General features: G+C 71.1%; 13 protein-coding genes. 3 read left to right on the top strand and 10 right to left on the bottom strand.

Annotated features, from left to right (window positions below):
* Positions 1–79: 79 nt before the first annotated feature.
* From SCWH03_RS10135 to SCWH03_RS10120, 4 genes are all read right to left on the bottom strand, one after another.
* The gene (locus tag SCWH03_RS10135; RefSeq protein ID WP_173263853.1) at positions 80–655 is read right to left on the bottom strand and encodes a hypothetical protein; all 576 of its coding nucleotides are present in this window, start codon (positions 653–655) and stop codon (positions 80–82) included.
* A gap of 596 nt (positions 656–1,251) precedes the next feature.
* Positions 1,252–2,643 (bottom strand): cytochrome P450, encoded by a 1,392-nt coding sequence (locus tag SCWH03_RS10130; protein ID WP_173263852.1) that lies wholly within the window; start codon positions 2,641–2,643, stop codon positions 1,252–1,254.
* Positions 2,640–2,942: a DUF397 domain-containing protein gene (locus SCWH03_RS10125; RefSeq protein ID WP_173263851.1), complete on the bottom strand. Its 303-nt coding sequence runs from the start codon at positions 2,940–2,942 to the stop codon at positions 2,640–2,642. The genes SCWH03_RS10130 and SCWH03_RS10125 overlap by 4 nt, the downstream gene beginning before the upstream one ends.
* Entirely contained in the window at positions 2,939–3,733 is a 795-nt protein-coding gene (locus tag SCWH03_RS10120; protein WP_173263850.1) for a helix-turn-helix domain-containing protein, read from the bottom strand. Before SCWH03_RS10120 ends, SCWH03_RS10125 begins: the two co-directional genes overlap by 4 nt.
* A gap of 105 nt (positions 3,734–3,838) precedes the next feature.
* Between SCWH03_RS10120 and SCWH03_RS10115 the strand changes: the two genes are divergently transcribed.
* Entirely contained in the window at positions 3,839–4,360 is a 522-nt protein-coding gene (locus SCWH03_RS10115) for an ATP-binding protein (RefSeq protein WP_173263849.1), read from the top strand.
* Positions 4,361–4,573: 213 nt separating this feature from the next.
* Positions 4,574–6,157: a polyprenol phosphomannose-dependent alpha 1,6 mannosyltransferase MptB gene (gene mptB, locus SCWH03_RS10110; protein WP_173263848.1), complete on the top strand. Its 1,584-nt coding sequence runs from the start codon at positions 4,574–4,576 to the stop codon at positions 6,155–6,157.
* A gap of 33 nt (positions 6,158–6,190) precedes the next feature.
* Here mptB and SCWH03_RS10105 read toward each other — a convergent pair whose 3' ends face one another.
* From SCWH03_RS10105 to SCWH03_RS10085, 5 genes are all read right to left on the bottom strand, one after another.
* Complete coding sequence (locus tag SCWH03_RS10105) at positions 6,191–6,331, bottom strand: hypothetical protein (RefSeq protein WP_173263847.1); 141 nt, start codon at positions 6,329–6,331, stop codon at positions 6,191–6,193.
* 265 nt (positions 6,332–6,596) lie between these two features.
* A complete protein-coding gene (locus SCWH03_RS10100; RefSeq protein ID WP_173263846.1) occupies positions 6,597–6,770 on the bottom strand; it encodes a hypothetical protein in 174 nt (57 codons plus the stop codon).
* A gap of 291 nt (positions 6,771–7,061) precedes the next feature.
* Positions 7,062–7,619 carry a hypothetical protein gene (locus SCWH03_RS10095; RefSeq protein WP_173263845.1) on the bottom strand — a complete coding sequence of 186 codons (558 nt, stop codon included), beginning with the start codon at positions 7,617–7,619 and terminating at the stop codon, positions 7,062–7,064.
* A gap of 276 nt (positions 7,620–7,895) precedes the next feature.
* Positions 7,896–8,105, bottom strand: a complete 210-nt coding sequence (locus tag SCWH03_RS10090; RefSeq protein WP_173263844.1) for a hypothetical protein — start codon at positions 8,103–8,105, stop codon at positions 7,896–7,898.
* A 94-nt stretch (positions 8,106–8,199) separates the two neighbouring features.
* A complete protein-coding gene (locus tag SCWH03_RS10085; protein WP_371872658.1) occupies positions 8,200–14,394 on the bottom strand; it encodes an RHS repeat-associated core domain-containing protein in 6,195 nt (2,064 codons plus the stop codon).
* A gap of 414 nt (positions 14,395–14,808) precedes the next feature.
* On the opposite strand from SCWH03_RS10085, the gene SCWH03_RS10080 reads away from it, so the two are divergent.
* Positions 14,809–17,160, top strand: coding sequence for an N-acetylmuramoyl-L-alanine amidase (locus SCWH03_RS10080; protein WP_173263842.1), 2,352 nt, complete (start codon positions 14,809–14,811; stop codon positions 17,158–17,160).
* Positions 17,161–17,461: 301 nt separating this feature from the next.
* On the opposite strand, the gene SCWH03_RS10075 is transcribed toward SCWH03_RS10080, so the two are convergent.
* The gene (locus tag SCWH03_RS10075; protein WP_254076668.1) at positions 17,462–18,898 is read right to left on the bottom strand and encodes an alanine racemase; all 1,437 of its coding nucleotides are present in this window, start codon (positions 18,896–18,898) and stop codon (positions 17,462–17,464) included.
* Between the last annotated feature and the right edge of the window lie 322 nt (positions 18,899–19,220).

Raw genomic sequence — 19,220 nt, 5'->3', positions numbered from 1 at the left:
CGGTCGCCCGTTCGAGCGACCGGCCCCTGACGTGACCTCTCCCGGTGCGGCCCGTGCCGGAACCGGGATCAGGTCAGTGTCATACGGGCGTGCCCGGAACGTGCGTGAACCCGGGTGCGCACGCGGTCGCGATGTTCGCCTCGGTCAGCGCCACTCCTGTCGGAGCGACGCACCGGGCCTGGTAGACCTTCCCGCTGCCGGCCAGCAGCGTGACGAGGAAGTCGCGAGAGGCCGCGCCGGCAAGGCCGTCGGCGGTGACGTCGACGTCCTCGGTGCACTCCGGGGCTCCCGGGACATGCCGGAGGGGGATCCAGACGCCGGGGTTGGCGCTGTCGTAAAGGTAGGCGTGGCCCTTGCGGTCGGTCGTGGCCTTCACCTCCCTGTCCGGCACACCGGTCGAACGGCCGCCGACGACGGCCGCGCTGACGTCGCGCTCCGCGATCCGGCACCGCTTGTCGTCCCCGAACGCGAGACCGGTCATCTCCTGGGCGGCGGTGACGGCTTCGGGCATGGCGACGGTCATGGCGCCCAGCGCGGCCTCGGACATGGCGGCGGGCATCGAGTCTGCGGCCGCTGACGGGGCGATCACCGCGCCGGCGAGTACGGCCCCCGTGACCGCCGCAAGGCCCTTGGTGGCCCAAGCGAGCTTCTTCATGCGTGCGTTCCCTTTCGACGAGTGCGAGGTCCGCCGAATACGCGGGGGAGTGCAAGCCCGGCCGACTCCGCCGCTGCATTCCGCGTGCGGAGCCTTCCGAAGTACCCGTGCAGGGCGCGCCGGTTCCGGCGTTGCGCCCTTCCCCTCATGGCTGTGTGGCGGACCTTCCCGCACTCGAATATCTCCGCGGGCCGGAGGGCACCCGTGTGCCGCGCCGGGCCGTCACCCGGCCGGACACCCCGTGCGCCGAACGGCCCTGAGCGGTCTCCGCCGCCGCTGTCCCGCACGCTGTCCCCACCCGGGAGCGCACGATCGGGCCCCTGCCGTGCCGGACTGTACGAGGGGGCCGCTGCCGCGCAGCGACCGCACGCGCGGACCCCTGCCGCACAGGCCCCGGGGCGAGCGGGCCCCTGGGCCGGCCGGTGCGGCCGACCGGGGCCCCGCCGTGCCGTGCCGGGACCGTACGCGCGGGCCCCTGCCGTGCCGGGACGTACCCGCGGGGCCCCGCCCTGCCGGGCGGGGACGACCGACCGGGGGCACGTCCGCCCCACCGGGAGCGGTCCCCGGTGAGGCGGACGCCCGGCCGCCGCGGTGCGTCAGCGCCGCTCCGCGGGGCGCAGTCGGCAGCGCGCCGGCCCCTTCGGACGCAGGGTGATGCCCGCGTCGACCGGTACCCGCCGGTCCACCGCCTCCAGTTCGTACGCGCTCAGTACCATGGCGAGTGCGAGTACCGACTCCAGCATCGAGAAGTGCTGGCCGATGCAGGCGCGCGGCCCGCCGCCGAACGGGAACCAGGCGTAGCGCGGGCGGTCCTTCTCCGCGCCGGGGGCGAAACGTTCCGGGTCGAAGCGGTCCGGGTCCGCCCAGTAGCGGGGGTGCCGGTGCGTCACCCACGGCGCCACGACCACGTCCGCCCCCGCCGGGATCGTCTGCCCGTCGACGACCGCGTCGGCGACCGCGCGGCGCCCGATGACCGGAGCGGCCGGATAGAGCCGCATCGCCTCCTTCAGCACCTGGGTGAGGTACGGCAGGGCGTCGAGGTCGTACGCCTCGGGAGTACGGCCGCCCAGGACGCGCACGGCCTCCGCGCGCGCCCGGGACTGCTGCTCCGGGTGCCGGGCGAGCAGATGGAGCGCGAACGCCAGCGAGGTGGCCGTCGTCTCGTGCCCCGCGAGCAGGAAGATCAGCACCTGGTCCCGGATCTCGGACGCGTCCAGGGCCCCGTCCGCGGAGCTCTCCTCGGAGTTCTTCGCGGATCTCTCCGCCCGGGCGAGCAGGGTCAGGAGGTCGTCGCCCCTTGCCGCGTCCCCCTCCGCGCGCCGCTCCTCGATGATCCGGTCGCAGACCCCGTACAGCTCCTCCATCGCGGACGAGGCCCGGCGGTTGCCCGGAGTGGGCCAGTCGCGCGGCGGGTTGGCGGGGGAGTACCCGCGCCGCAGGGTGTATTCGCCGATGACCGGGAAGCAGCGCTCGACGACGGGCACGGCCGCCTCGACGTCCGTGCCGAACAGGATGCGCGCCACCGCCCGCAGCGCCAGCCGGGTCATCTCGTCGACGACGTCCACCGTGCCGTCGGGGGCGGCCGACCACCGGTCGAGGAGACCGGCGGTCTCGCCGGTGACGGCGGCGGCGTAGCCGTCCACCCGCTTGCGGGTGAACAGCGGCTGTAAGAGGCGCCGCTGCCGGAGGTAGTCCCCGTCCTGGCTGGTGAGCAGCCCGTTGCCGAAGGACTCCCGGATCTCCTGGTAGAAGGCGTTGTCCTTGCGGAACTCGGCCGAGTCGGTCGCCAGGATCTGCTGGGCGCCCTCCGCGGAGAACACCGCGTACAGCTCCATCCGCAGTCCGGGAGGACCCGCGGTGAAGCGGACGACGTCGCCGTGCTCCCGGCGGGCGGCGAGATAGGTGCCAAGGGAGTCCCGCTTGAGGTCGAGCATCGACCCCAGCAGGGGCAGACCGGCCGGACCGGGTACGCGCGTGCTCGTCGTCATGCCCCGACACCGCCCAGGAACCGCGTCCACGCGGCACCGGCGACGGCGAAGCGCGGGCCGTCCTCGCCCAGCTTGGAGTCGCGGATGTGGACGGTGTGGGGGCAGGCGGCCATCTCGACGCAGTCGCCGCCCTGGCTGTCGCTGTAGCTGGACTTGCGCCATTCGAGGGCGACTTCGACGCAGGCGCCGCCCTCGCTGTCGCTGTAGCTGGACTTGCGCCATTCGAGGGCGACTTCGACGCAGGCGCCGCCCTGGCTGTCGCTGTAGCTGGATTTGAACCACGTGAGTATGTCGCTCATAGCTCCTCCGCCACTTGCCTGATGAAGTCCGCCGACTCCCCGCTGCCGAGGGCCTGCATGCGGATCATGCCATGGGCCTCCGTCAGCGCACTGACGGTGCCGGGATCCGAGTGGAGCGCGCTGGTCTTCGGTGCCTCGACATAGGCGTAGCGGTCGTGTTCGGCGGTCTCCAGCAGGATCAACGAGCCGTTGAGCGCCAGACCGTTGCACCTGCCGCGGGGCAGGATCTGCACCGACACGTTGCGCAGTTGGCCCGCCTCCAGGATGTGCTCCAGCTGCCCCTTCATCGCCTTGTCACCTCCGACCATCGTCCGCAGGCTCGCCTCGTTGAGCACGAAACCGAAGACCGTGCCGGACCTGCGGGTCAGCGCCTCCTGCCGCAGCAGCCGGGCACGCACCCGCTCCTCGACCGTCTCGTCGTCCAGCGGCGGATGGCTCTCGCCGATCAGCACCCGGGCGTACTCCTCGGTCTGGAGCAGTCCCGGGATCAGGAGGGCGTCGTACGAGTGCTGCGCGATGGCCTCCGCCTCGATGGCCATGAACTCCTTGGCCCGCGCCGGAAACGGCTCCGGCTTCAGGAACTCCAGCGCCGCCAGCAGCTTCCCCTGCGCCCCGCACATCTGGTCCGCCACCTGGAGCAGCCTGGCGCTCGGCTTGCGGCGCCCCTGCTCCATCGACTTCACCGTCTCGTACTCGTAGTTGGCCTCCTTGCCGAGTTCCTCGCGACTGACGCCCGCCTCCGTGCGCCACAGTTTGATCTGGTTGCCGCAGTACCGCCAGGTCTCCGTCATGGTGCGTCGCCCTCCCCGTCCCGGATGTACGCGTCGGGTACAACCACCTTGCGTACTCATGTCGTTACTTCATCAGGCCGGGGCAGCGCCAGCAGCGTATGAGCGATGATTCAGCACATCGAGTGGCGGTTGCCCCGCAGCCCGCGCAGCGCGGGCCGGGCCCGCGCGTTCCTGACCGAGCAGTCGGTGGAGTGGAAGCTCCCCGACCAGCTGACCGAGACGGCCGTGCTGCTGCTCAGCGAACTGGTGGCGAACGCCTGCCGGCACGCCCGCGTACCACCGGGCCGCGAGGTGCGGGCGCGGTGCGCGCTCGGGAGCGACGGTGTGCTGAGGGTCGAGGTGTCGGACGCGAGCGAGGTGCTGCCGTGCCCGCGTACCGCAGGGCCGGACGACGAGTCGGGGCGCGGACTCGCTCTGGTCGCGGCCCTCGCGGACGCGTGGGGCGCCCACCCGAGGGCGTGCGGCATCGGGAAGACGGTCTGGTTCGAGATCGGCGGCGGCGTGCGGGGGCGTCCCGGGCGTGCTGATCCGGAGGGACTGGAGGGAGCGGACGACGCGCGTCACGACCCGGGTCCGCCGGAAGGACGGGCCCCGGCTTCCCGGCCCGGTCCCGAGCACGGCGCCTGAGCGGCCGGTGGGCGGTCCCTGAGCCGCGGGCCCCTGAGTGGCCGGTGGGCGACGCCTGAGCGGTCGGCGGGCCTGTGCGAACGGTCCCGTGTGCGGCGCGCCGGCCCCGCGGTCAAGGGCGCTGTAGGCTCGGCAGTCCTGGTGACCGGGCCGGGTGCCCGGCCTGCGATCCGGCGCCGGCCGGCCGATCTGGTGGGGACGGACCTGCTGCTCATGTGGATGCGGAGTGCGGCCGGCGTGCGCCGGCTGGGTACGGCCGGGGCGCTGGCCGTCGCGGCCGGGGGCACCGTCGCCGGGGCCCTGCCGGTGCGCGAGCCCTGGGGACTGTGGGGCGCCCAGGGGCCCGCGGCGACCACGGCGGGCGCCTTCCTCGCGTACGCGGGGCTGACGCTGCTGGTGCTCGCCTGGTGGACGTACGGCCGGCTGCTCGCCGGCGGCCGGGGCCCGGGCGTCCGGTACACCCTCGGCACCCTCGGCTGGTGGGCCGCGCCGCTCCTCCTCGCACCACCGCTGCACAGCGCCGACGTCTACAGCTACATCGCCCAGGGCGCGATGGTCCTCGAAGGCCACGACGTGTACGCGCAGGGGCCGTCGGTGCTCGGCCCGGACTCGTCCGGCGCCGACGCGGCGGCGAGCGTCGGCGGGCACTGGACGGACACCCCGGCGCCGTACGGACCGGTGTTCCTGCTGCTGGCGAAGGCCGTGGTGTGGGGCACGGGAGGCACTCTCGTGCCCGCCGTGCTCGGGATGCGGCTGCTCGCCGTCGCCGCGCTCGTCCTCGTCGCCTGGGCGGTACGCGGGCTCGCCGCCGAGTGCGGGGCGGATCCGTCCCGGGCGCTGTGGCTGGCCGCCCTCAACCCGCTCCTGCTGCTGCACGTCGTCGGCGGCATGCACAACGACGGCCTGATGATCGGTCTCATGCTGACCGGGGTGCTGCTGGCGCTGCGCGGACGGCCGCTGACGGGCAGCGCGGTCGTCGCCCTCGCCGTGATGGTCAAGTCCCCGGCGGTGCTCGCCCTGCTCTTCATCGGGCTGATCGCGGTACGCCGGGGTGAAGGACCCCTGGCACGGCGCCTGGTGAAGGGCCTGACCGGACCCGCGCTGGTGGCCGCCGCGGTCGTGGCCGCGGCATCGCTGCTCGGCGGCACGGGCTTCGGCTGGCTGCGGACGCAGGGCGTCGCCGGGACCATACACACGCCCCTGTCGATCACCAGTGACCTGGGGCAGGGCGTGGGACTCGCGGCGCGGGCCCTCGCGGGTGCCGAACTCGACGCTGTGAAGGGCGCGGTGCAGACGACCGGCCTCGCCGCCGCGCTCGCGGTGATCGCCTTCCTCGTCTTCCGGACGCTGTACCCGTGGCGCGGCCGCCGGGCCCTCGACCCCGTGTACGGGCTGGGGCTGGCGCTCCTCGCGCTGGTCGCGCTGTCGCCGATGGTGCAGCCGTGGTACCTGCTGTGGGGGACGGCAGCCGTCGCGGCGACGGTACCCGTTCGGGAGTCCCCGGTCGTCCGGGTGCTGATGGTGCTCTCCGCCGGGCTGGTCTACGAGACGGCCCCCTCGGGCCACACCCCGCCGTACGGCTTCGTGCTGGGGGCGCTCGCCTGCGCGGTGGCGGTGGCCGCCCTGCGGCGAGACGCCGCGAGTCCGGTGCTCACCGGCCCCGGCGGACCCGGGGGACGGGGAGGTGTCCAGCCGGGTGGCTTCGGCCTGGGCGTCACCGCGGACGGAAGCCCTGCCTCACCGGCGTCGGCAGCCCCGCCTGCCCCGGGGCGTCCGCGGGCTTCCCGACTCCGCTGACGGACGTGCCTGGGGTAGCCTCCGGCTCTCGGGTCAGGAGGCGCCGCCGCTCTGCCGGTGCTTCCTGCCGACGTACCCGACGGCTCCCCATAGGCCCAACAGGACGGCGGATCCGATGAGGCTCACGGGAGGGTGGGCGAGTGTAACGGCGAGAATCAGGACGATCATCGCCATGGTTCCCCAGTGTGAATGGAGCGGCCTGTCCACCCTCAGCAGGAGACGAGTGATGGCATGCTGCCGTACGGGTTCTTCCAACACGTTCACCCCTCTTGGATGTAAAACCCCAGTAGCCCATGGCACCTACAGCGGCTCCGGCCGTCAGTCCGCAGACGATGGACACGCCGCATCCCAGAGCCGCAGGCTTTGCAGACCCCCGACGGGCGGGCGCGAGACGTGCGGAGGCCCCGGGCAGTCGGGCTGCCCTGGGCCTCCGGTCTCGCTACTGCTCTCGCAACTGCTCTCGGCCTTCGCCGTCCTCCGGGTTCTCCTCAGGGTCCCAGTCGGTCTCCTCGATCTCCGTGAGGAGTGCGGAGCGCTCCTCGTTGATCAGGGAGTCCCCGTTGACGCTGTGCATGCCCCAGATGGTCTGCTCGGCCCTGGTGTCACCGTGCACGGTGGGGTCGCACCTGGATGCCGGTGGTGGTCAGGGTGATCTGGTCCTCGACGTCGGCACTGCCGTCGGTGGGACGGCCCTCGTCATACTCTTTGACCATCCAGGCACGGCCCGTCACGGACGGTGCCCGCTGCCACCAGAACGGTGGTTCCGGACGTGAGTCGGAGGTCGGTCCAGCGGACGGAGCGGACCGAACTCCTGGAGTCCCCGGGTTCCCGTGGCGTCGTAGACCCGGGTGGTGGACAGCAACCGGGCCCGCTCCGCGCTGCCAAGCTGCCCGATTCCGAACCATCACCTGAGCGTCGCTCGGCGCTCCTCGATGTGCCGGGTGTACGCCGGATACCAGTCCTGCTCGGCGGCCAGCGCGATGACCTGCCGGGCGTGCACGCGCTCGCTGCGTGCGCGGTAGAGGTCGAGGACGAACCACAGGCACAGCAGTGGCAGCGCCGTGCGCAGCCACGCCAGCGGCACCAGCAGTGTGATGGCGGCAAGGACGATCGACGCCACGACGATGGTGATCGCGATCATGCGTTCCACCCAACGCTGGGCGGTGGCTTCCACCTTCCTGGAGTCGGCGTCGTCGGCGTCGTCCTCGGTGCCGTAGAGGGTGAGGGCTTCGGTCAGTGCCCTGATACGCAGCACTATGTGGAGGCCCGGGACGCACGCGCACGCCACGGCGACGGCCCTGGCCGTGCCTTCGTGCGGTAGCCAGACACCTGCGGCGCAGACGATGCTGAGGAGGAAGTAGATCCAGGGAGGCATGATGCCCCGCAGGGCACGGGTCCTCTCGGCGTCCAGGAGTTCTGACAAGGAGTCCGGGTCCGGGAGCCGGTCGGCCGCGTCGCTCATGGTGGTCCTTCGTGGAAATCGTGCGGGAGGGGGCCGGCGTTGCTGGGATCAGGAGCGCTCGTCGTAGTCCAGCGCTGTCGGAGCCGTTGCGGCGTCCAGGTGGAGCTGGAGGGCTTCACGCTGCACCGGCTACGGCATTCCGCGCTGACGCACGCGGAACGTTTCCGACGTATTCCGGCTGCCCTCCCCCTACTGACGCCGGCGAACTTCACCCTTGGCGAGCCGAAGTCAGGACGTGTCGGGCCGGCTGTCCCTCGACAGCCAGCCCGACCGCTCTCACCGGTCCTGCGACGGCTGCTCGCCTGGCTGCCGCCTTCTGCGACCGTCTCTGATCTCCTTGGCTGCACCGATGGAGATGGCCAGTCCCAGAAGTATCTCAAGCGCACCCCAGACCGGCGGCCAGCCTGCCTCCTGGAGCCTATCGATCCCACTCGTCATCATGAACGGGACGAAGAAGAGAAGTGACGTCAGCTTGTACCTGTACATAGTGCCTTCCGTGCTTGGCCCACATGGGGAAGGAGCCACCGGCGGGGAGCCCGTGTGGGTGGACCCACCGAGCCCCCCGTCAGCTGAACGATGGTCACCAGCAGCTGTACTTGCCCGTGTACTTTCTGCAGACCGAGCGTCGGCCGCTGTTGGTCAGCGAGTTGTTCCAGGCGTTGCGGAACCGGCGATTGTTGTTCCAGTTCCTGAAATCAGAGACCGCCGTCTGGGCACCCCATCCAGCTCCGGCACAGTGAACGAACCTGCCTGCTGACCTGCCGCATCGCTTGATCGTCTTGCGAGGGCTCTTGGCGGCCCTCCAGACGTTCCTGGCCGTCCTCGCACGACCGAACGGCGAGACCAGTGCGGCACTGCTGATGGCGAATTTCCCGGACCAGTAGATCGAGCGCCAGTTGGGATTGCGTCCGACTCGGTGCCTCTTGTTGTTGAAGCGATTCCACTGCTTCTTCGCCCAGCTCCACTTGCCGTTGAGGTCGAAGCGATTGATCGGGTCCGCGTGTGCGTACTCGTAGGCGTTCAGGTTACCGCCGTAGACCGGGTCCATGGAGAGGAAGCGCCCGGTTGCGGGGTTGTAGAGGCGGACGCCCATGAGGGTGAGGCCGGTGAGGGTCTCGCTGGAGCGTTGCTTGGCGCCGAGCCAGTTGTAGCGGGTGGCCGCCTGTCCGGTGCGTGGGTTGCCGTACTCATCACTGTCCAGGGCGACGGGGGCCTTGCTGGTGTCCAGTGGGAGCTGGAGAGCGACATCGCCGTGGATGGTGGTGAGTTGGAGGACGGTGTCACCGGTCTTGCTGGTGATGGCGCCGAGGTCGCCGGAGGCGGAGTCGACGTTGCGGGTCAGCGCGCCGGTGGCGGTGTCCTCGATGATCCAGCGCGGATTGTCGCCGTCGCTGTCGTAGTGGTTGAGCTTGGACTGCTCCTGTGTCCAGTTGCTGCCGCTGCCGGCTTCGACCTTCCAGGAGCGGAAGCGCAGGGCGGCGTCGAGCTGCCAGGTCTGGCGTTTGCCGTTCGCGGTCTGCTGATGGGCGAGGTCGTTGGCGTAGTAGCCGATGGTGCCGTTGCCGGGGACTGCTGTGGTGCGGCCGAACGCGTCGTAGGTGTAGCCGCTGTCAACGATGCGGTCGGCGCTGTCGTAGGTGTGGCCGGTGGTGGTGCCTCCCGTGGTGGGGCAGTCGGCGCCGGGCGTTCCGGTCGCGGAGGTGGAGGACTTGCGGTTGGTGCGCGCGTCGAAGGCGTAGCTCCGGCGGGTGCAGAGGGTTTCGGTGGTGTCTTCGACGGTGGTGAGCCGGCCCGTGGCGTCGTAGCGGTAGGTCTGGTCGGACCAGCCGGCGTGGCTGGTGACCTGGCCGTGGACGGACTCGGTCACGGTGTCGGAGTAGACGATCGTGCCGTCGCTGTCACGCGTGTACGTGCGCTCGACGGCGCTGCCAGTGCTGTCCTCGGTCTGCTGGAGGGTGTAGCCGCCGGGCAGCTTCTCGCTGGTGACGGAGCCGTCTGCGTCGTAGATGGCCTGGAAGACGCCTGCGATGGAGTCGGTGGTCTTGGTGGCCAGGCCGCGAGGCTCGACAGTGTGGTCGTAGGTGTGAGTGACCGTCGAGGGGACGGTGTCGCTGACCTTGACCGGGCGGTTGAGCAGGTCGTATTCGGTGGTCGTTACTCCGCCGTCGGCGTCCGTGTAGGAGACCTGGCGGCCGAGCTTGTCGTACGCCTTGGTGATGGTGCCGCCGGTCGGCGAAGTCGTCTTCACCGAGTGGCCGGTGGCCTGGTCGTACTCTGTCGTCACCTCCGGCACTGCCTGGCCCAGACCGCCGGTGATGGTGGTCTTGGTCTGTCGGCCGGCGTTGTCGTAGGTGGTCGTGGTGGTCTGGGTGGCACCCTGGGCGGTCTCGGTGACCTTGGCCGGGTTGCCCCACCAGTTGTACTCGGTGGTGCTGCTCGGCAGTTGCGTCGGGTGGGAGCCGCCACCGGTGATGGCGCCGGCCGGGCCGGTGGAGCAGATGAGGTCGGCCCACTCCGGGCGGCCCTGGCAGTCGCCGGTGCCGGCAGCGGACCAGTAGGTGGTCACCCGGGTGCCTGCGTCGGTGCCAGTGGCTCCGGGCAACAACTGCTTGGTGACGCGGCCCTCGGCGTCGTACTCGGTCTTCTCCGTGATCGCGAGACCACCCGGGTCCTTGATCGTCTGGGTGGGAAAGCCCTTGGCCCAGTCATAGACGGTCTGCACCACTCGGGTCTCGCCCTGGACACTCGGGTGCTCACGCACCTGGGCACCCGTGGTGACCTTCGTGACCTGGTCCTTCACCTTCGCCGTACCGTCAGTCGGACGGCCCGCGTCGTACTCGTTGACCGTCCAGGACCGACTGACCACCGACGTAGCAGAGGACACAAGCGTGGTGGAGCCGGACTTCAGGTCGGCGGTCAGGTCGATCCGCCGCAGCGGGCCGAACTCCTCCAACTCCCTGGTGCCAGTCTCGTTGTAGACCGAGATGGTGCCCAGCAGGCCTGCGCGCTCGGCGCTGGACAGCTCGGTGATTCCGAGGTCAGCCTGCGCGGCCCGGTCGGCGGCGCTGATACCGAGGGCGACAGCCCGATTGGCGGCGGACAGCTCTCGCACCGTGTTGCCGAAGCGGTCGTACTCGGTGGTGGAGATGTGGCCGCCGGGACTTGCGGAGTTGACCTCGCGGCCGGACGCACCGAGGTAGTGCACGTCGGCACGCTTGTAGTCTGCCGCGCCCAGGGCGTCGCCGGAGTGAGAGGCTGGAAGGGCGTCGGCGGGGAAGACGCCAGTGGCGTCGGTGGGCGCGTCCGTCTGGCTCCACGTGTTCACATCGGCGGCGCCCAGCTTATAGGGCGCGCTGGTGCCGGTCAGCGGCACGTCGTAGACGACCGAGGTGGACGCGGTGCCTTCTTCGACGTCCGAGGTGCCCTGCTTCAGCCCGGGACGGGATGCCTTGAGCAGCATGCCGTCGCCAGCGGTAGCAGCGTTGCCCGCCTTGCCGTAGGTGAACGTCCAGGGAAGCTCGCCGGGCGGGGCGAGCTTGGTGACACGGCCCGCCGTGTCGTACCAGTAGTCGGTGAACAGAGACGGGGTGATCTGCGGGTTCCAGGTGCGACGCAGTCGACCGTTGTCGTCGTACTGGTACATCTGCGCCGACTTTGAGGTCGCCGAGGCGGCACCCGGTTCGGTGGACCACAGGCGGATCTCCTTCACCTGGCCGGTGACGTCACCGAAGGTGGAGCCGGTGGCGGTGGTGGAGGTTGCGTAGACGAACTCCAGCGCCCGACAGCCCTTCGTCGCCGGCGTCGCGGTGCAGGTGGCGGCGCTGACGGCGGAGGTCGGGGCGATGATGCGCTTGGGGCGGGCCAGCTTCTTGCCGTCCACCGTGACGGTCTCGGAGACCACGGTGGTGGTGGAGTTGGCCAGGCCGTCCAGCAGGGTGCTGGAGACCTGCCAGGTCGCCACAGCCGGGTCGGGCCTGGTGAACTCGGTGACCGTTCCCTCGGTGTCTGACAGGGTGAAGGAGCCTGTGACGCTTCCGGTGAGGGTCAGGTCCTCCGAGCCGGGCTCGGGGATCCAGCCGTTCTTGCCCGCGTTGGCGGTGAAGTGGATGGCATCGCCCTCGATCATCACGACATCGACTGCAGTGTCGGACACCTTCTGGATGTAGCTGTAGTCCGACTCGGTCGCCTCGGCAACAGTGCCGGACACCCACTCCTTGCCGAAGATCGCAGCCTGGCCCTCCTGGCCGGCGCCCTTGTCCGGAGTGCGCGAGGATGCTGTCCGGGAGACCGCCAGAGCGAACGCTGCAGCATCGGTCGCCGACAGAGTGTAGTCACCGGTGAGCAGGTTCACCGAGCCGGGGCCAATCTCGTCGGCTGCCGCGCCACTGGCGTTGCGGTCGACGACCACGGTCAGCGGCTGGGTGGCTCCGGTAGCAGAGTTCGGGCCGCTGAAGTCGGCCTTGATCTGGACGGTGCCGTCCGGGTCGACGGTGTCGGTGGTATTCCAGACCAGGGGGGCGTTCTTGCCGCCGGTCATCGGCACCGGCCAGGCGGTCAGCGGGGTGCCGCCGGAGGTGACGTCACCGGCTGGGATCTGCACCCAGGGGTCGGCTTCGGAGCGGCGCCAGGAGAACGACACGTTGTCGTACTTGGTGCCGTCGGCTTCGGCGACCAGCGGCAGGCGGCGCGCGGTCCGCTCGCCCTCAGCGGGCTGGATGAAGCCGCCGGGTCCGGCGTGGAAGGTGTAGTCGACGGCCTCGGACTTGTTGTCGGCCTTGTCGACCTGCCGCAGCTGGAGGGTGTGCGTGCCGTCCTTCGGCGGGGTGATGCCGATGTTCTTGGCGGCGGTGGAGCCGCCCGTGGCGACCTTGGTCCAGGTGACGCCGTCCAGCGACCATTCGAGCCAGTTGTGGTCCGTGCCGTTGGGCGTGGCGGTGAATGTGCCGGTCTGCCCTGCGCCCTTGACCCATGCGGTGGACGGGTAGTCCGTCGACGTGATCGAGGCGGGGGCGGAGGGCGCGGTGGTGTCGACGCGGAAGGTCTTCCACGCCGACCAGCCGAGGTTGTAGTGCGCACCGTCGTACGGGCTGGTGCGGAACTTGTAGGTCTTGCCGTTGGTCAGCACCCCGGCCGGGACGGTCACCGAGGCGACCTGGCCGGAGGGGACGTACGGGGAGACGATGACGTTGCCGACCTGGGTGTCGGTGGCGCTGTCGTGGATCTGGAAGGTGCCGTTGACCTGGTCGCCGTCGGCGTCGACGAAGGTGTCGCGCAGCGTCGGCGTCAGCGTGTTGACCACGTAGTCGCCGCCGTAGGAGAAGTACGGCGGGCCGGCCTCCTGCTTGGTGCCGGTGCGGGGCCGGTAGTTGTAGGTCACCGTCAGCTTCGGCGGGTTGGACGCGGCGTTGGCGGAGTTGACCCGCTTCCACTGCGCCGTCACGGTCTCGCTGGAGGCGCGCAGGCCCATGTGACCGCGGGTGGCCTTCGCGGAGGCCCATTCCTGGGTCAGCGCGGTGACATCGGCATTGATCCAGCCGTCCGGCGCCGAGGTGCAGGCGGGGTTGCCCTTGGTCTCGGTTGAGGTGGCCTTCTTCGCCGTCCACGCGGGCTGCGCGGTCCACCGCGAGGAGGTGGAGGCCGCTCCCGCGGACCAGACCTCCCACGGGTACGCCTTGCAGTCGGTGTTGCCCGAGTGGAAGTTCCACAGGGACAGCTTGGCGTCCGTGACCAGTGCGTCCCGGATCGGCTCGGTGTTCCAGGAGATGAAGGACCGCGCGGTGCGCGGGGTGCCGTTGCCGTTGGTGGTGCCGGGGTTGCCGAGGTCCAGCTCGGTGTCGGTGGACCAGTCGACGGTCTCGCCCTGCTGGACGTAGGTGTCGAAGACGCTGCCCAGTGAGGAGGCGGAGGGGTCCACGGTCACCGGGTACTTCGTGGCCGGGTCGGCGAGGAACGCCGCGTCCGGGGTGATGACCAGGTCCACGCCGCCCTTGGTCTCGACGACCTCCATGGCGACCCTGGCCCGGTGGGTGTGCTCACCGGAGACCTTGTCGACGGTGGCGTCCCACATCACCGGCGCCGGCATCACGGCGCTCTTCCTGGACTTCTTGTCCGTGAAGAGCACGCTGCCGTCGGCCTGCTGCTTGACCTTCAGGCCCTTGGCCTTCAGCGGCAGGGTGTAGGTGTAGCCCTCGGCGGCGGGCTTCTGCTTGATCTCGACGAACTGCTCGAAACCGGTACGGGTCGCCTCGACGACGACATCCGCGCCGGGCACGGCGTTCACGTACTCGGCGCGTGTGCCGTCCAGCTTCGGGGCGGGCAGCCCGCCCTTCCACTGCAGCGTGATCTGCTCCTCGCCCTCGCCGAGGGTCACCAGATCGACGGCCTTGGACGCCTGGGCCGCCTTCAGGGACGCCGCCGGGGCGCCCGTCCTGCCCGCCAGCTTCAGCCCCCGGGGGTGCGCCTTGGGCTCCACGCCGTCGGAGTGGCTGACCAGGTCCAGGTCCACATCACGCCAGCCCCCGGCCGTCGTGCCGTCCTGGAACCGGACCGGGCCGGCGGTCAGCTCGGTCGTCAGCGAACCGTCCTTGTTCGCCCAGGTCGTGGAGGTCTCGGTGCGCTCCGAGAGCGCCTCGACCCGCTTGCCCGACAGGCGGGCCGCGACACGGGCCGACGGGATGTCCGCTGCCTGGGTGGCGGCCGGTTTCTTCGGTGCGGCCGGCGCCTGGGGTCGCGGCGCGGCTGCGGCACCGGCGCCGTCGAGCAGGGTGACGGTCAGGGCCAGGGTGAGGCTGCCCGCTATGAAGCGCAGATTTCCCCCGGACCAGAGCCGTCCCCGCTCCTCCGGCGTGGGTCGGTGAATCGTCATGATTCCTCGGTCTCTTGGTCATATAAGCACTGCCTGTGCAGTGCGTGTGTGACCGTACAGAGATCAAAAAGAGGGACTGATCGTGCCAACTGGCCATGAATCACGGGGTTTTGGCCGATGAAACCATGAGATCGACATCGATTTGTGACCGGAGTCCGCAGACTGCTGCCCGGATTTGCCTCGTTGATGCCTCATCGAGGCCATCCGGAGGACGGCGCAGATGTTCGACGGTGTACGTTCTCGCTCTGCGGGGGAGGGTGGGGCGGTCGCGGTCGCTCCCACATCGCCCATGACCGGGTGTTTGCGGATGATGGGGTGGGCTGAATGAAGCGGCGTCGACTCTGGGGCACGGCGGCCACGGCGGCCACGGCGGTCGTGGGGCTGACCGGAGTGCTGGTGTTCCAGCAGGCGAGCGGCGGTTCGGGAGGCGAGGCCGGGCCGGACGCCGGTCCCGGTCCCGGTCCCGTCAGGGCGGAGTCCCGGACCGAGCGGCTGACGGCGAGCGACGACGGCCGCTCCGCTGCCCTTGCGCAGCGCGGCACCGAGCGGTTCAGCATGCTGGGTGTGACATGGACCGATCCCGCGGCGCGCTTCGCCGGGACGGCCGAGGTCCGCACCCGGTCGGTGGAATCCGGCCGGTGGTCGCACTGGCTCCGGCTCGACGGCGACAGCGGGCAGGGCGAGCGCGGCGCCGTGCGCGGTGGCACCGAGCCCGCCTGGGTCGGCGCGTCGAACGGTGTGGAAGTGCGCGTACGCGCCGGGGCGTCGACGACGTCCGGCCTTCCCGCTGGGCTGCGGCTGGACATGGTCGACCCCGGCAGCGGCAAGGTCACGGCGATGGAGCCGGCGGCGTTCGCCGCCGAGGAGACCGAGCAGCCCGCGCCCGGTGGCACGCCGCCGGACGGGCCCGAGACCTCGGGGGCGCCCCTGCCGGAGGCTACGCCCGGCGGCGAGGCACCGACCACTCCTCCCGCGGGCGAGCCCCCGGTGAGTGAGCCGCCGGCCCCGTCAGACCCCTTCGACCCTTCCGACCCCTCCGGCTCCCCCGACCCGTCCGAGACGCCGAGCAGCTCCCCGCCGCCGTCGTCGCCGTCCGCGTCCGGGACGCCGAGTCCCACCGCCACGGTGAGCATGCCGCCGGCACCCCCGTCGAACGCGCCGCGGCCGCCGATCACCTCGCGCGCCGGCTGGGGCGCGGACGAGTCCATCAGCCCGGAGGAGCCCGGCTATCTGCCCGGGGAGAAGATCAAGGCCGTGGTGGTGCACCACACCGCCGAGTCGAACTCCTACACCTGCGACCAGGCCCCGGCCGTCGTGCGCGGCATCTACGCCTACCACGTCAGGCAGCTCGGCTGGAAGGACCTCGGCTACAACTTCCTCGTCGACAAGTGCGGCACCGTCTACGAGGGCCGCAAGGGCGGCGTGGACCGGCCCGTGATGGGCGCGCACGCCTACGGCTTCAACTCCGAGACCACCGGCATCTCCGTCCTCGGCACCCACACCGACACCGCACCCTCGCAGGCCGCGATGGTCTCCGTCGCACGGATCGCCGCGTGGAAGCTGGGCCAGTACGGCGTGGACCCGGCCGGTACCACCACGCTCACCGCGGGTGCGGCCGGCAGCAACTACACGCGCAAGGCCTGGGCGAACGGCGCGAAGCTGTCCTTCCCGGTCATCCACGGCCACCGCGACGGCTACAACACCCAGTGCCCCGGCAACGCCCTCTACGCCCAGCTCGCCACGCTCCGCTCCTGGGCCGGGGGCCCCGTCACCGGCCTGGCGGTCAAGTCGGTCACCGGCGCCGGGGTGTCGGGGACGACGTACTACACCAAGGCGTCCGTCACCGTGAACTGGTCTGCCACCACACCGTCCTCGCTGATCTCGAAGTACGAGCTGCTCGTCGACGGCAAGGTCGCCGCGACCACCGCGGGCACCGCGACCTCCGCCAAGGCGACCCTCGCCGCCGGCACCCGCAAGGTCAGCGTCCGGGCGGTCCACCAGTCCGGCAGGACCACCACCTCCGCCGCGGCGACCGTCGTCGCGGAAACCACGGCACCCGCCTTCCCCACCAAGCCCTCCCTCGCCCTGCGCACCGGCACCGTCAACACCACAGCCGTCCCCCTCACCCTCAGCTGGAAGGCGACCGACAGCGCATCGCTGAAGGAGGTACGCCTGACCGCGCCGGTGGCCAAGACGTACGGCCCCACCACCTACAGCGCCGCCCACACCGCGAAGTCCGCCGTGGCCACGGCCTGGAAGATGACGGCCTACGACCGGGCCGGGAACACGGCCGCCGCCTCGGTCACCGGCACCCCGGTGATCCTGCAGGAGACCTCCGCCGCCAAGTCCGGCACCTGGACCACCAAGTCCTCCACCAGCTATCTGGGCGGCAAGTCCTCCTCAAGCTCTTCCAAGAACGCGAGCCTGACCTGGACCTTCACCGGCAAGTCCGCGGCCTGGGTGGTCTCCCGCGCCACCGGCTCCGGACAGGCGTACGTCTACGTCGACGGCGTCAAGGCCGCCACGGTCGACCTGAAATCGTCCACCACCAAGTACCGTGACGCGATCTGGACGAAGACCTGGTCCAGCAGCGCCAAGCACACCGTCAAGATCGTTGTCGTCGGCACCAGCGGCCGCCCCACCGTCACCACCGACGGCCTGGTCTACCTCAAGTAGCCGCAACGACCGGCAAGGCCGCCCCGGCGCCGGCCCCGGCACCGCCCCGCGCCCGCCCCGGTGGGCGGGGGGCGGGGCGGGTGCGGCCACCGTGCCCTCGTGCTGTTCGTGCTGTTCTTGCTGTTCGTACGGCTTCGTGCTGTTCGTACGGCTCGTACTGGTCGTATGGCTTCGTGCTGCTCGTACTGGTCGTGCTGCTCGCACCGCTGGTGCCGTTCACTCGTACCGCCGGCTCGTGCCGTTCGCCGGGGCGCTGGTGCCCTGCGCCGCCGGCTGCGGCCGGCCGGGGACTCCTCGCGGGTCAGAAGAAGGTGCGGATGTAGTCCGTGACGCTCCCGTCGTGCTCCACCACCGGGATCAGCTGCCACTTGTCGAAGGACGTGCAGGGATGGGACAGGCCCATCCCGACCCAGTCCCCGACCTCCAGGTCCGCGTTCGCGTCCGTGCTCAGCCAGGCGTGCTGGTCCGACAGCCGGGTGACGGCGATGCCGGCGGCCGGGCGCACCGAGCCGTCCCGGGCGTCCCGGACGACCTGGGCCTCGGGCAGGTGGAGGTCGTGCGCCGCGTCGCGCTTGCCCGCGTTGACGAACGCCTGCCGCCCGTTCGGCCGCGACACGACCTGGGCCCAGAGCCGGAACGCGGGCTCCAGCGCACCCTCGTCGGGCACCCGGTTGAACGGCGTCAGACGCCGGTACTGGCCGTCGTCGTGGGAGACGTACGCGCCGGAGCGCAGCAGCTTCAGCGCCGGGCGCGACAGCGGGGGCAGCTTCGCGAACACCTCGGCGACGGTGTCGAACCACGCGCTGCCCCCGGCGCTGACCACGATCTCGTCCGTGTCCGCGAAGCGGCCGTCCCGGTCGAAGGAGACGGCGATCGAGACGAGCCGGTGCAGCCAGTCGCGTACCCGCTCCGGGGTCGCGTCGGGTACCTCCCCCTCGTAACCCGCGACACCGACCAGCCGCAGCGCCGTCGTCGCGGCGACGGCGTCGGCGACGGCCGCGCAGTCCGCCGCTCCGCGGGCACCGGTGCGCGCGTCCTCGCCGGCGCCGAGTTCGACCACGACGTCCACGGGCCGGGCCGCACCGCGCAGTGCCTCGTCCATCAGCTCGACGCCGCGTACGGAGTCGACGTAGCAGATGAACCGGAAGTCCGGGTCCCGATCCAGCTCGGCGGCGAGCCAACGCAGCGCCACCGGGTCGACGAGTTCGTTGGCGAGGAAGACGCGCCGGACCCCGTGGGCGCGGTACACGCGGAGCTGGTGCGGGACGGCGGCGGTGATGCCCCAGGCCCCCCGCTCCAGCTGCCTGGCGAACAGCTGCGGCGACATGGAGGTCTTGCCGTGCGGGGCGAACGCCAGGCCGTGGCGCTCGGCGTAGCTCTCCAGCAGGGCGAGGTTGTGCTCAAGGGACGCCGCGGAGAGGGCGAGCACGGGAGTGGTGAAGCCACCGGTGAAGAGGTTGCGCCGCTGCGCGGCGAGCTCGCCGACGGTGAGGCCGTCGGCGTCCGGGGGGAGTGCCTTGAAGCGGTGGTCGACGGTCTCGCGGCTGAGGAGGTCGGGCTGGTGGATCCGGCCGGGACGGTTGACTCGGTCGGGTTGCTCGGGTTGCTCGGGTTGCTCGGGTTGCTCGGGTTGGTCGAGCCTGTCGGGTTGGCTGATCCGGTCGGGCCGGTCGAGCTGGTCGAGCTGGTCGGGCCGGTCGAGCTGGTCGGGGCCTTCGACGGTGCTTTCGGCGGTCATGGTGTGCCTCCTCCACGGACGGTCGCGTACTGCTGGTCGCTGGTAGCCAGGCGGGCGTCGCTGGTCGCTCGTCGCTCCTGGGCCGTGGACCGTCGCGTGGCACGCTCGTACTGGCCGGGCCGGCGTCCCGGACGGGTGCCGGGGCAGTGGACCTATCAGACCAGGCCGCACCCGCCGGAGGCACATCAGGGGGACGCAGGCCGCCGCAGGGGCGGTGGTCCCGTGCGCGGGGGTCCCGCCGGTAGACCCCGGCAGGTCCTTCCGCTCTCGCGCTCCCGCCCTCGCGGATGGGGCGCGCGCCCGGTCCGCCGCTGGTCCGCCG

The sequence above is a fragment of the Streptomyces pacificus genome (genome assembly GCF_011766325.1).
GTDB classification, from domain to species: domain Bacteria; phylum Actinomycetota; class Actinomycetes; order Streptomycetales; family Streptomycetaceae; genus Streptomyces; species Streptomyces pacificus.
Note: the sequence above shows the minus strand (reverse complement) of the source record. Positions and strands in the feature narration are given on the sequence as shown.